The sequence below is a fragment of the Dactylosporangium sp. CA-139066 genome, from assembly GCF_050936175.1.
Taxonomy (GTDB): domain Bacteria; phylum Actinomycetota; class Actinomycetes; order Mycobacteriales; family Micromonosporaceae; genus Dactylosporangium.
Genome location: NZ_JBNJNH010000001.1, coordinates 5,541,175 through 5,554,085, shown reverse-complemented (window position 1 = coordinate 5,554,085; position 12,911 = coordinate 5,541,175). Strand labels below are relative to the sequence as shown.

The following is a 12,911-nucleotide window of genomic DNA, read 5'->3' as shown; positions in this document are numbered from 1 at the left end:
GGACCCTTCCTGGGCGGGTTACGGCCAGATGCCGCGTTGGACGTACACGTCGCGCAGCACCTCGATGTGATCGGTCATGATGCCATCAACGCCGAGGTCGAGGAAGTGGGAGATCTCCGCCGCGTCGTCGATCGTCCACAGATGCACCTGCAGCCCGGCCCGGTGGCAGTAGTCGACGAACTTCTTCGTGGCCAGCCTGATGCGGCCGTACCGCGGCGGGATCTGGACGGCCACGACGGTCTCGGCGGGGGTGTAGCGGTGCCCGACCTGGTAGGCCGCCCAGAGCCCGGCGACCTCGCGCATGCCCATGGAGGTGGCGACGGTGGGGCCGGCGAGGGCGCGCAGGCGCCGCAGCCGGGCGGAGGAGAACGAGGCGAGCAGGACGCGCTCGTGGGCCTTGAGCCGCTCGACGACCTCGACCGTCGGCCGTACGGCGTGTTCGGTCTTGGCGTCGATGTTGAACCTGATGCCGGGGTGGGCGTCGAGGACCTCGTCGAGGCGGGGCACCGCGGCGGCGCCGCCGACGCGTTCGGTGCGCAGGTCCGCCCACCGTAAGTCGATCATCCGACCCGGGCGCCCCAGGAGCCGCTTCAGCGTGTCATCGTGGAACACGACCGCGACCCCGTCGGCGGTGGCGTGCGTGTCGGTCTCGATGTACCTGTACCCGAGCTCGGCCGCACGGGCGAACGCCGCTGTCGTGTTCTCGTCACCGGCCGCCGCCCCGCCGCGGTGGGCGAAGCCCAGCGGTCCTGGCGCGTCGAGGTAGGGGACCTGCTCTCTCACGCGGCCAGTATGCAGGGGTCTAAGGTCAACTTCGCGCAACGGCGGGTTACGGCAGGCTTGACGGCCGACGCAGAGCGCGCAACGGCAAAGGTAGGGTGACGCACATGCGCGTGCTCGGCATCGACTTCGGCACGTCGAACACGGTCGCGATGGTCCGCACGGCTGACGCGCGGATGCGACCGCTGCTGTTCGACGGTTCCCCCTTGCTGCCCTCTGCCCTGTACTTCAACACCGACGGGAAGGTCCTCGTCGGCCGGGACGCCGAGCGTAACGCGCGGCTCGACCCGGCCCGGTTCGAACCGAACCCGAAGCGCCGCATCGACGACGGCGAGGTGTTCATCGGTGAGCATCCGATGCCCGTGCCGCGGCTGTTCGCGCACGTGCTGGCGCAGGTCAACCAGGAGGCGCGGCGGCAGCTGGGCGCGGCACCGGAGGAGGTGCGCCTGACGCACCCGGCCCGGTGGGGTGAGCGGCGCCGGTCGCTGCTGGTCGAGGCGACGCGGATCTCCGGGCTGGTGCCGAGCAACCAGACGCCGCGGCTGATCGCCGAGCCGGTCGGGGCCGCGTCGTACTTCACCGCCGTGCTCGGCTCGGCCGTGCCGGTCGGGCGCAGCCTGGCGATCTACGACCTGGGCGGCGGCACGTTCGACGCGACCGTGGTGCGCCGCACCCAGTCCGGGTTCGAGGTCCTCGCCGAGGACGGCCTGGCCGACGTCGGCGGCCTCGACTTCGACCACGCCATCATCGAGCACCTCGGCAAGACGTACTCCGAGAGCCACCCGGAGAAGTGGGCGTCGCTGGCCAACCCGACCGACGCCTCCGACCGGCGGCTGCGGCGGATGCTGTACGAGGACGTGCGCGGGGCGAAGGAGATGCTGTCGCGCACCGCGTCGACCGACATCCACATCCCGTCGATGGAGATCGACGCGCACCTGACCCGCGAGGAGCTGGAGACCCTCGTCCGGCCCTACCTGGAGCGGACGGTGGCGTGCCTGCGCCGGGCGATCGAGTCGGCGCGGCTGCAGCCCAAGGACATGGTCGGCATCTTCCTGGTCGGCGGCTCGTCGCGCATCCCGCTCGCGGCACACCTCATCCACACCGAGCTCGGGGTGGCGCCGACGACGCTGGAGCAGCCGGAGACGGTCGTGGTCGAGGGTGCGCTGTGCATCGGCGCCGCGGCCGCGCCGGTGCGCACGTCGGGCACGCCCCGGCAGGTGACCGCGCCGCCGCGGCCGGCGCCGCAGCCGCCCCGCCCGGTGCAGCCGGCGCCGGTGTCGGCGGCGCCGATGTCGGGCGTGCCGGTGTCCCCGGCCGTGCAGCAGCGCCCGCCGGTCGTCCAGCAGGTTCCGCGCCCGCCGGTGGCCCCGCCGCCGCAGCAGGTCGCGCCGCGCCCGGTCGTGCAGCAGCCGGTGGTGCCGCAGCAGCCGGTGTTCCGGCCCCAGCCGGCGCCGCAGCCGGCCCGGCCCGGCCCGTTCCCGCCCCAGGCGGCCCGGCAGGCGCCGGCGCAGCAGGGCGAGGCGGCCGAGCGCAACTGGATCGCCGTGATCGTGGTGGTCCTGGTGCTGGTGGCGGTCCTGTTCGTGATCCTGCTCTACACGGCCCTGAAGTAAGACCCTCCAAGAGCACAGACAGCGGCGGCGGTACTCCCGGGAGTACCGCCGCCGCAATGGTTTTGTGCTTCTGACTGGTTGCGTTTATGACTGGGGCAGCCAGAAGGTCGCCAGGCTGCTGGTGGCCGGGTCCTCGGAGCCCAGCAGCAGGCTCCACGGGTCGGCGCCGGGCGGCACGTCGACGCCGGCGTAGTCGGCCAGGCCGCCCGGTTCGGCCGGCCCGTGCTCGGCGGCGGCCGGGTCGAACGCGGCGGACAGGCTGTGGTCGCCGCCGCCGAGGACGTCGGCGTCGGTCCACGGGAACCCGTCGACCGGCTCCGGCGGGTCGCTCAGCTCGAGGTGCTCGGGGAACGGGACGTCGTGCCAGGCCGGGTCGTCCGCGCCGGCGTGGACGTCGGGGTCGGTGCCGAACGCGGCCTCGTGCCCCGGCTGCTCCTCGTCGTCGCGGCGCAGCGGGTCCTCGTGCGGCCCGTGCTCGTCGTGCGGCCCGTGCTCGTCGTGCGGCCCGTGCTCGTCGTGCGCTGCGGGGTCGTCGTGGTGCTCGCCGCCGCCGGACTCGTCGTAGCCGGGATCCGTGTCGTGGCCGTCGTGCAGGGCCTGGTCGTACTCGGCGGTGGCGTGCTCGGTGCCCAGCGGCTCCTCGAGGGAGTCGTGGTGCGCGTCGAGCCCGCCGCCGAGGTCGTGGTCCTCGGCGCCGCCGAAGTCGGCGTGCAGGTCGTGCCCGCCGTTGCCGAAGTCGCCGCCGTAGTCGGAGGAGAAGTCGGCGTGCAGGTCGTGGCCGCCGTCGCCGCCGAGGTCGGCGGTGTCGGCGTCGTCGCCGTCCGACCAGTCCCAGTGCCCGTCCATCGAACCTCGACCCCCTTACGCCTCGGCCGCCGCTTCGCCCGCGTCGCCAGGCGCGTTCGGGGTGAGCGCGCGGATGCGCACGAGCACCTCGTCGACCTGTTTGATGCGGGAGCGCAGGCCCTCTCGTTCGGTGTTCAGCACGGCCTTGCGCTTGGCGCGTTCGGCCTTGTCCTCGGCCAGTGACTTGTCGATGTTGGCGATGTGCGCGTCGAGCTGCTTGAGCCGCCGCTCGATCGCCTCGTCGAGGGCGAGGGTCAGCGCGTACTGCAGGTCGGTGAACCGGTGCATGATCTCGTCGGACAGGGCGGCGCGGGCCTCGCCCAGGACCTCCCGCAGCCAGGTGCGGGCCTGGACCTTGTCCGCCATGCTCTTCCGCTTGAAGATCATGTACGCGCCGGCGGCGAGGCCGAGGCCGATGCCGACGACCGGCAGGACGAGCCCGGCGCCGGCCAGGCCGACCGCGCCGAGCGCGCTGGCGCCGCCGAGCATGCCGGGCAGGCGGCCGGCCATCATCGCCATACCGGCCGAGGACATGACCACCATGGCGCCGTCGCCGGACTGCTCGCGCCGCGGCTTGGTGCCCAGGGCGTGGCGCAGCCGCGCGTTGAGCCCGCGCAGCACGTGCTGCAGCTCGTTGGGGCTGAACACCTGCGCCAGGACCCGCTCGCCGACCTTGCGGAAGCGGAACTCCAGGTCGTGGCTGAGCCGGACGCTGAGCGCATACAGCGCCTTGTCCAGCTCGGCGGGCAGCTCCTGCATGTCGCCGCGGCCGCCCTTGTCGATCTTCTCCATGAACTGTTCCTGCAGCTGCGTCACGTAGTTGCGCAGCCGCGTGGTGGCCTCGACCCGGGCCCGCTGCGTCTCCGTGGACAGGGCCAGGGACCACTGCCGGGACTCGGTGCGCTTGCGGGTGGCGACCTGGGCGCGTTCCTCCTTGGCCCGTTCGGCGTCGGCCGGGTCGGGGTCGGTGGCCTTCATCCGGTCGCCGAGCTCCTGGTCGACGCGGATGTACTCCGAACGCACCGAGCGCAGCACGTTGGCCTGCTGCAGCAGGTGGCCCTTGCCAGCCAGGTCGATGAGGGCGTGCTGCAGCTCGGCGATGCGCGACTCGCGGATGAGCTCGCCGGCGGACTCCTTCGGCATCTGCATCGCCAGCTCCGCCAGCCGGGCCGAGACCGGGAACCACGGCGCGGAGGCGAAGCGGGGCGCGTGGGTCTGCAGCTGGCCCTTGTTGTCGGCGAGGATGGTGCGCCAGCCGGGGTAGGCGTCGACCTTCGTCAGCGCGAACAGCACGAAGTTGACCTTCTTGCTGGCCTCGATGAGGAAGTTCATCTCCGGCTTGGAGAACGGCGAGGACGAGTCGACGACGAACAGCAGCGCGGTCGCCTTCTCCACGGCGTCCATGGCCACCTCGGCGTGCATCGAGTCCAGGCCGCCGGTGCCGGGGGTGTCGATGAGCGTGAGGTACTGCAGCAGCGGCGCCGAGTGGTGGATCTCGATCCGCCGCGGCGGGCGCATCCCGTCGGGCATGCGGCCCAGCACGGTGCCCCAGTCGCGCAGGTCGCCCAGCCCGATCGGGATCGGGTCCTCGCGGCCGGGCACGTAGGCGCGGGCGCCGTGCTGCGGGTTGTGCTGGAACTCCAGGTACGACGCGGTGGCCACGGCCGCGTCGACCGGCGACAGCCCGGGCACGCCCATGAGCATGTTCGTCAGGGAGCTCTTGCCGCGCTTGGTCTCGCCGACGACGACGATCCGGGGCCGCTGCACGTCGCGGCGGCGCTCCTGGTCGATGTCGGCGGCCGCGTCCGGGTCGATCTTGCGCAGGTAGGCGAGGCTGCCCTCGACGCCGGCCTTGAGCAGCTTGCCCAGCGCCGCGGTCGGGTCGGCCGGCTTCTTCGCCGCCTGCTGTCCGGCGGGCGGGTTGGAGGTCGAGGTCATCGTGGCTGCTCTCTGCGCGGCTGCTGCGTGGTGTGCTGGCCCGTGTGCGGGCCGGGGACGGTCGGGTGGGCGCCGGTGGTGCCGCCGGCGTTGCGGCCGGTGCTGAACACGGTGACGATCGGGGCCCGCAGGACCCGCCCGTCGCGGTCGACGTAGCCGGGGACCTCGACGCCGGAGATCTGCCCGGTCAGGGCCGGGTCGGTGGTCGGGGTGGTGCCCCCGGCCTCGTGGTGGGCCGGGTCGAACCGGACCCCGGTCGGTTCGAGGGTGGTGACGCCGGCCTCCTGCAGGGCGGCGCCGAGCCGGTCGCCGAGGGCCTTGCTGGTGACCCGGTCCCGCACGTAGATCGAGGCCTGCACGAGCGCGCGGCGGTCGGCGTCGGCCTGGCCGCTGCCGCGCCCGGCGGGGGGCGCCGACACGGGCGCGGCCGAGCCGGCGGGCCGGCGGGAGGCGAGCAGCAACAACAGCAGCAGGGCGGCGCCGACGAACAGGGTGCCGACGAACGCCACCAGGGCCGGCTCGACGCCGAAGGACTCCCGGGCGGTGCACGCCGGGGTCTTCACGGTCAGGGCCTCGTTCGTGCCGTGCTCGGCGGGCGGCCCGGTCTTCGTGCCGGCGTTCTTGCCCAGCTCGCTGGCCGCGTCGCTGCCGGTCGGCGTCGGCCCGCCGGCGGTGACCGTCCCGGCGGGACAGTCCGGGGCGCCGCTGATCAGGCCGGTCGCCGCGCCGGTGAGCACCGCGATGATCAGCGCGACGGCAACCGCGACGAGGCGCAGGCTGTTGGAGGACATCTTCGGCTCCTGGGGGTGGGGGCCTCGGCTATTTGCTGGGCTGGTGGTGGTCACGTTAGCGGGCATTGCCCTGCCCCCCGCCGCGGATGCGCTGGGACAGCAGGTAGAAACCACGGTGCGCGACGAGCGCAACCCGCGACTGCGAGGGCGACGCGCCGGCCACGGCGTAGGCGCGCCAGCGGGTGGCGGCGTCGAGCGCGGCCCGGACCATCTGGTCACGGTCGGAGCCGGCGAGGTTGAGGATCCAGCCCGGGTCGTTGGACAGCGCCAGCCGGGTCAGCTCGCCCTCCATCTGGTCGGGCAGGTCGACGGCGCCGGTGGTGACCAGCTGCGCCACCTCGAGCAGGCGCAGCCGGTGCGACTCGGGCTGCTGCAGAACCCGTTCGATGGCGTCGCGCAGCAGCTCCCGGTCGTGGGGCCGCTCGGCGTGGCTGGCGATCTTCTCCAGGCTCGACAGGGCCCAGCCGGCCTTGATCGCGTCGGTGCGCCACCGGAACGCGTGGTCGAGGGTCTGGCGCAGCCGCGGGAACCCGGACGCCTGGAACAGCATCCGCACGAGCTCGCCGGTGGCCAGGGTCGGCTTGGCGACCAGCTGGGCGATGGCGAAGCTGATGCCGTACAGGTCCAGCAGGCGCAGCAGCCGCTCCCGCGACTCGCGGGTGACGGGGCATTCGCGGGTGGTGAACAGGTCGACGGAGGCCAGCAGCACGGTCCGCTCGCCCTGCGGCAGCGCGGCGAGCTGGCGCAGCGCCTCGCAGTCGGCGGCGGTGAGCCGGCCCGCCTCGGTCGTCTCGGCGAGCAGCCCCACGACCGGCACCACGTCGGAGACGACCCGCCGCAGCACCTTCGACTGGTCGTTGGCCAGCGGCGCGACGATCGGCCAGGGGTCCTGCCCGCCGCCGGCGAGCTTGTCGACCTTGTTGAACAGGCCGAGGGAGTTGATCGGGTTGCTCGACAGCCGGGCCGAGATCGACCGGAACGCCTCCAGGGCCTGCACGTCGTCCTCGCGGACCGACTGCGTGAACACGTAGATGATCGCCTCGGCGCCGGACAGCGCCCCGGCGGAGTCGGAGTCGAGGTCGTCGTCGATCGGCGCCTCGGAGAACAGGAACCGGCGGGCCTGGTCGGACACGGACGTGTTGGCGCTGGACAGGCCGGGCGTGTCCACGACGGTCAGGTCGCGCAGGTGGTCGCTGGTGAGCGTGACGTCGACGTAGGCGACCTCGTGGCGGGCCACGCCGAGCCGCTGCGGGATCATGCCGGCCTCGTCGAGGGGGAGGCTGACCCGGGCGCCGTTGCGCTTGACGACGTCGACGCGGTCGGAGGTGCCGTAGCGGAACTGCGTGACGATGCGCGTGCACTCGCCGACCTCGGTCGGCGCGACCCGCCGCCCGATGAGGGCGTTGACCAGGGTCGACTTGCCGGACTTGAGCCGGCCGGCGATCGCGACCCGCAGCGGCTCGCCCAGCCGCCGCCGCACGTCGACCACCTGAGCCTGGGCGGCACCGCCGAGGCGGTTGCCGACCTCGCCGCACAGGTCGGCCACGCGGGAGCTCAGCGGTCCTGGAGCCACGGGGTCAGCTCCGCTTCGCCGGCGCGCACAGACTGATCACCGACTGCGCGAGGCCGGTGGGTTCAGCCACAATGCCGACGTACCCTCGGGTGTCCAAGGGGTGGACCTCGCTCATTATTCGCTCCTGGGTGCAATCAGTACCGTCATGTCACGCACGTACGGCACACACATTACGAATATCCTGCGCGCGCAGGATCCCATGTTCGTGCCAGGAATGGAGGCGACCCGTGCCTGAGGCACCGACTGATGAGCCCGCCGCAGCCTCGGCGGCCGGGTCGGCGGTGGTCGGCCGGGCGAGCGTTCCTGCCGGGGCGTGGCCGCCGCCCGAGCTGATCGCCGCGGCGGTGGACGCCCTGCACAACCCGGGTCTGGTGGTCATCGCCGGCGCTCCCGGGACGGGCCGTTCGAGCGTGCTCAAGCGCCTCGGCGAGTCGTTCCGCGGCGCGGTGTTCTCCGGCGGCGGCCTGGCGATGCTGCGCGGCGTGCCGGCACTGCCGTTGTCGCGGGCGGTCCGGGTGCGATTGCCGTCACACGAGGCGCCGCTGCTCGCCGAGGCGGTCCGCTCCCGCGTCCGTCACGGCCTGTTGCTCCTCGATGACCTGCAGTGGGCGGATCCGCTGACCATGGCCGCCCTCCCGGCCATCGCCGAACACTGTCGGATAGTTGTCAGCCTCCGCACGCCGCACCGCCTCCCGGGTGACGCCGAACGCGCGCTGCGCGCCGCCGCAACCGCCTGGCTGTCGGTACCCCCGATGCCCGCCGACGCCGCCACCGCCCTCGTGCGCCAGCTCGCCCCGTCGGCGTCCCCGGCCGTCGTCGCCGACCTCGTCCGCCGCGCCGGCGGCGTCCCCCTCGCCGTCGTCACCCTCGCCAAGCACGCCGCGCAGGGCGGGGCACCGGGCGACAGCCCGGACGCCGGCCTCGACAAGGGCCTCGCCTACGCCGTCGCCGGCGCCCTGGCCGACCTCACCCGCCCCGCCCGCACCGCGATGGCCGCCCTCGGCCTGCTCGGCCGGCCGGTCACCGCCACCGTCCTCGGCGAGGGCCTCACCGAGCTCGTCGAGACCGGCCTCGTCGAGCTCACCGACGGCGTCGCCGCCCCCGTCTCCCCGTACACCGCCGAGGTCGCCGCCGGCCTGCTCGACGCCGCCGAACGCGCCGCCCTGCACCGCCGCCTCGCCACCCTCGTCCCGCCCCGCGAAGCGGCCCGGCACCTCGCCGCGGCCGGCGCCGCCGCCGAGGCCTACCAGGTCGCCGTCACCGCGGCCGCGTCCGCCGAGTCCTCCGGCGACCGCGCCGAGCTGCTCCTGCTCGCCTGCGACCTGCCCGGCGTCGACGTCGAGACGTCCGTTCGCGTCGCCGCGGCCCGCGCCGCCCTGGCCGCCGGCCGCCCCGGCTCCACCCTGCGGGTCCTCGAGCCACGGTTCTTCCCCGGCGGCGTCGACCCGGCCGCCGCCGTCCTGCGCGGCGAGGCCCTGCTGCAGCAGGGCAGCCCCGTCGAGGCCGCCGCCGCGGTCGCGGCCGTCCCCGACGACGCGCCCGCCGAGACGCTCGGCGCCCGCGACCGCATCCGGCTGCTGTCCATGCTCACCACCGACGCCGGCGGCGCCCTCACCCGCGCCGAGGAGCTGCTCAAGGTCCACGGCGACGCGCCCGCCCACCCCGGCCTGCGCGCCGCGATCGCCGCCGTGCGGGCCGGCACCCGCCAGCCCGGCTGGGAGTACGGCCTCGCCTCCGCCGCCTCCGCGGCCGGCCAGGCCGGCGACGCCCTCGCCGCCCGCTGGTCGGCGTGGCTGCTCGTGGAGACCCTCACCGCCGACGCCCGCCTCGCCGAGGCCGCCCAGGCCGCCGCCGCGGCCGCCGCCGCCTGCGCCGGCGACCTCGCCTACAGCTGGCAGACCCGGTTCCTGGCCGCCCAGCTGTGGTGCGACGCCCTGCGCGGCGACGAGATCGACGAGGTCGTCCGCCGCGCCGGCGACCTCGCCGACCGCACCCTCCCGGCCCTCGCCCGCGGCTACGCCGTCGCCGCCGCCAGCCTCGCCGAGGCCGACGGCGGCCTGCTCGCCCCCGCCCGCGCCCGCCTGGAGGCGCTGCAGAACCGCCCCGCCTCCGCCGGCCCCGTCCTGGACTGGGTGTCCCGGGAGGCGGCGTGGCTCGACGGCCGCCCCGACCAGGCCACCGCCGCGGCGGACGCCGACACCGCCTCACCACTCGTCGACGGCCTGCGCCGCATCACCGCCCGCTGGGCCGCGTTCGACGCCGGCCTGGCCACCACCGACGCGTCCCTCGCCGACGGCTCCCTGCCACCCGTGCGGGCCACCCTCGAGGCGTGGAAGGCCCCCGACCGCTTCACCGCGGCCGCCGCCGCCTGGCACGAGCTCGCCCGCCGCGAGGAGGTCCGCTGCCTGCTCGCCGCCGGCGTCCTCGAGGACACCCCCGACCAGGCCGTCCCCCCGCTGCTGGAAGCCGAACGCCTCGCCGAGGAGGCCGGCCTCATCGTGCTGCTCGGCCGGGCCCGCCGCGCCCTGCGCCGCCACTCGATCCGCCGCGACACCCGCGGCCGCCGCGCCGGCGACGAGCTCACCGACCGCGAACGCGACGTGCTGCGCCTCGTCGCCAACGGCGAACCCACCCGCCGTATCGCCGGCCAGCTCGGCATCTCCCGCGAGACAGTGGAAACCCACATCCGCTCCGGCATGCGCAAGCTCGGCGCCCGCACCCGCACCGAGGCCGCCGCCCTGGCGATCGAGGAACTTGGATGAGCAAAGGTGTGCTCTTGCACGGGACGACCCCTTCATCGCATGGTGGGCGCATGTCCTCACCGATGGGCCGCTGATGGCGCACGACCCCGCACTCGCACCGCGGTACGTCGTGGCGACCGGCGCGGAGGCCACCGCCGTCCTGCGCCGCCTGGCCCGCGCCGGCTGGACCACCCGTGAGGGCTTCGCCCTGACCGACCAGGCCTGGGACGTCTCCGACGCCCGCCTCGCCCTGTTCGGCCGCGTCGCCGACGCCGACACCGCCGAGCTCGCCCTGCTCGCCGCGGCCCGCGGCGCCGGCATCGTCGCCATCAGCGACACCACCGTCGAGATCGGCCGCGCCCTGCTCGCCGACCTCGGCCGCATCGGCCCCGTCACCACCGACCCGGACGCCGAGCTCGGCACCGCCCCCGCCGAGGACGCCGGCGGCCCCGTCCTCGCCCCCGAGCAGCGCGCCCTGCTGGAGCGGCTCGCCGGCGGCGAGACCATCGCCGCGGCGGCCGCCGCCGAGTTCCTGTCGCTGCGCACCGCGAACCGCCGCATCGCCGAGGCCCGCGAGGTCCTCGGCGTCCGCACCACCCGCGAGGCGGTCCTGGCCTACCTGCGCATGCGCCGCGAGGGCGCCTGACCACTTCGGGTGGCCATTTCCGGGACCACCGCAGCGCCTCTTCGCGTGCGCTGACCCCGCACACGCCGCCCGGGCCCAAATGCCGCGGCTTTACCTCGGCACGCCGTCGAGCGTTGCGTGCGCCGGCGCGTCGCCGTGGACCAGCGCCTCGGTGGCCGCGTTTGGCGCGTAGCCGGCTGGGCTCAAGCGGCACTCGGTTCCGTTCCGGGCGGATGGTTCAGCTGGACGGCCGGTTCAGCTGGACGGGCGGTGGCGGCGCTGCACGCTCAACGGCCGTACCGGGTCGATGTAGCGGGGGAGCCGCGGCTCGTCGGCCCGCAACGGCCGCAGCTCGGCCGTGATCGCGTCGATGATCCGGTCGGTGGCCCGCTGCGCCGCCCCCGGCACCCCCGGTTCGATCCCGGACAGGTCCACCGCCGCCCCGAAATGCACCCGCACGACGGGCCGGCGTACCAGGGCCCGGCACAACGCCCGCACCGTCGGCCCGAACCCGCCCCACGCCGCCACCTCGTGCGCCCCCCACTGCGCCACCGCCACCACCGGCACCCCGGTCGCGAGCGCCACCCGCGCCATACCCGTCTTCCCGCGCTCCGGCCACATGCCGGGGTCCAGGGTGATGCGCCCCTCCGGGTACCCGAGCACGTGCGACCCCGCCGCCAGGGCCTCGGTCACGTCGTCGACGGCCGCGGCGACGTCGGCCTGCCGCCGGTTGATCCGGATGTGCCCCGCGGCGCGCATCACACCACCGACGACGGGCGCCCGGAACAGTCCGCCGGTCGCCATGAGCCGCGGCGCCAGCCGGATCACCCGGCACGCGGCCGTGATCGCGATCGGGTCGAACGGCCCGATGTGGTTGACCGCCAGGATGACCGGCCCGCCACGCAACTGCGCCGGCACGTCCCCGGTGACCCGCAGCCGCGCCACGGGGAAGACGACACCGCGCGCCACGGCGAGCAGCACCCGCCACGTCCGCGGCACCCGCCACCGCACAGCGCCACCACGAGCCGCATCCGCGCCCGCAGTGGCGGGGGAGAGGCCGACCTCATCGATGCCCCCGGCAGCAACAGCGGCAGCAGCAGCCTCGGCAGCGACCACAACGGCCGGCTCGTCCGCCAGGCGATCCGGCCCGGCGTCGGTGGACGCTTCCGCAACGCGCCCCGGCCCCGAACTGTCTTCGGCCGGCGAACGCTGCGGCGGCGGGCTCGGATGCCCTTCGACCACGGTGATGGATGCGTCGTCGGCGTGCTGCCCGCCGCCCGGCTCCCCGTCGCTCACGTACCGTTCCCGTCCTGGCCCTGCCGCGGCACCCGCCGGGCCGGCCACCCGGCCCGCCCGGATCGGCGCCGACTCACGACGGCCGGGACGTTCTCGACGCACACCGGACCGGCCGGCTCAGGCGAGCCGACCATGGGAACGGTAGCGTCACACTCCCGCGACGCAACCGTCCCGTCGGCTCGTCTTCACCAAACCGGCCCTACACCGCCATCCCGCCCACGCCCGGCAACCTAGGCGTGCGCCGCCCAAGCCGATGCCATGGGCGGCCCACCGTCGGCCGGGAAGCTGACCCGGTCGGCCATTCGTCGCGGACCCGCAGCGCCACCAGCCGGTCTTACGGAACCCGACCCGGTCGCCCGCACCTGCGCGGCGGGGTCCGGCCAGCCGTCGCCGGCGGAACCGCTACTCGGCCGAACGCAACTCCGCCGACCACGTGCGGCAAAGCCAACGCACGGCCGCACGCAACTTCGCCGGCCAAGCCCGGCAAAGCCGCCAAAGCCGCTCGCCCAAGCACGACCGGACTCGGCCAGCGGGAGCCGGCTCAGCCGGCGGAAGCCGCGAGGACCGGCGGAAGCCGCGAGGACCGGCGGAAGCCGCGAGGACCGGCGGAAGCCGCGAGGACCGGCGGAAGCCGCGAGGACCGGCGGAAGCCGCGAGGACCGGCGGAAGCCGCGAGGACCGGCGGAAGCCGCGAGGACCGGCGGAAGC

General features: G+C 74.9%; 9 protein-coding genes. 3 read left to right on the top strand and 6 right to left on the bottom strand.

Annotation, left to right across the window (positions count from 1 at the left end):
* Positions 1–18: 18 nt before the first annotated feature.
* Entirely contained in the window at positions 19–783 is a 765-nt protein-coding gene (locus tag ACQEVU_RS25405; protein WP_433327654.1) for a glycerophosphodiester phosphodiesterase family protein, read from the bottom strand.
* A 104-nt stretch (positions 784–887) separates the two neighbouring features.
* Between ACQEVU_RS25405 and ACQEVU_RS25400 the strand changes: the two genes are divergently transcribed.
* Positions 888–2,393: an Hsp70 family protein gene (locus ACQEVU_RS25400; RefSeq protein WP_433327653.1), complete on the top strand. Its 1,506-nt coding sequence runs from the start codon at positions 888–890 to the stop codon at positions 2,391–2,393.
* Positions 2,394–2,477: 84 nt separating this feature from the next.
* Here the strand turns inward: ACQEVU_RS25400 and ACQEVU_RS25395 are convergent, their stop codons facing one another.
* Genes ACQEVU_RS25395 through ACQEVU_RS25380 form a run of 4 tightly spaced genes read right to left on the bottom strand, consistent with a single transcriptional unit; the run spans position 2,478 to position 7,541 of the window.
* A complete protein-coding gene (locus ACQEVU_RS25395; RefSeq protein ID WP_433327652.1) occupies positions 2,478–3,239 on the bottom strand; it encodes a hypothetical protein in 762 nt (253 codons plus the stop codon).
* Positions 3,240–3,254: 15 nt separating this feature from the next.
* Entirely contained in the window at positions 3,255–5,177 is a 1,923-nt protein-coding gene (locus ACQEVU_RS25390; protein ID WP_433327650.1) for a dynamin family protein, read from the bottom strand.
* Positions 5,174–5,968, bottom strand: coding sequence for a nucleotide exchange factor GrpE (locus tag ACQEVU_RS25385; RefSeq protein WP_433327648.1), 795 nt, complete (start codon positions 5,966–5,968; stop codon positions 5,174–5,176). The genes ACQEVU_RS25390 and ACQEVU_RS25385 overlap by 4 nt, the downstream gene beginning before the upstream one ends.
* A gap of 55 nt (positions 5,969–6,023) precedes the next feature.
* A complete protein-coding gene (locus tag ACQEVU_RS25380; RefSeq protein ID WP_433327646.1) occupies positions 6,024–7,541 on the bottom strand; it encodes a dynamin family protein in 1,518 nt (505 codons plus the stop codon).
* A gap of 227 nt (positions 7,542–7,768) precedes the next feature.
* Here ACQEVU_RS25380 and ACQEVU_RS25375 point away from each other — a divergent pair, with 227 nt between their 5' ends.
* Positions 7,769–10,303, top strand: coding sequence for a LuxR C-terminal-related transcriptional regulator (locus ACQEVU_RS25375; RefSeq protein ID WP_433327644.1), 2,535 nt, complete (start codon positions 7,769–7,771; stop codon positions 10,301–10,303).
* Between the two features lie 73 nt (positions 10,304–10,376).
* Positions 10,377–10,928, top strand: coding sequence for a LuxR family transcriptional regulator (locus ACQEVU_RS25370; RefSeq protein WP_433327642.1), 552 nt, complete (start codon positions 10,377–10,379; stop codon positions 10,926–10,928).
* 234 nt (positions 10,929–11,162) lie between these two features.
* Here the strand turns inward: ACQEVU_RS25370 and ACQEVU_RS25365 are convergent, their stop codons facing one another.
* Complete coding sequence (locus ACQEVU_RS25365; RefSeq protein WP_433327640.1) at positions 11,163–11,918, bottom strand: lysophospholipid acyltransferase family protein; 756 nt, start codon at positions 11,916–11,918, stop codon at positions 11,163–11,165.
* Between the last annotated feature and the right edge of the window lie 993 nt (positions 11,919–12,911).

Bases quoted from the DNA above. Each gene is read 5' to 3' on its own strand.
- ACQEVU_RS25370 (WP_433327642.1), top strand. From the start codon at position 10,377: ATGGCGCACGACCCCGCACTCGCACCGCGGTACGTCGTGGCGACCGGC.
- ACQEVU_RS25385 (WP_433327648.1), bottom strand. From the start codon at position 5,968: ATGTCCTCCAACAGCCTGCGCCTCGTCGCGGTTGCCGTCGCGCTGATC.
- ACQEVU_RS25395 (WP_433327652.1), bottom strand. From the start codon at position 3,239: ATGGACGGGCACTGGGACTGGTCGGACGGCGACGACGCCGACACCGCC.
- ACQEVU_RS25390 (WP_433327650.1), bottom strand. From the start codon at position 5,177: ATGACCTCGACCTCCAACCCGCCCGCCGGACAGCAGGCGGCGAAGAAG.
- ACQEVU_RS25400 (WP_433327653.1), top strand. From the start codon at position 888: ATGCGCGTGCTCGGCATCGACTTCGGCACGTCGAACACGGTCGCGATG.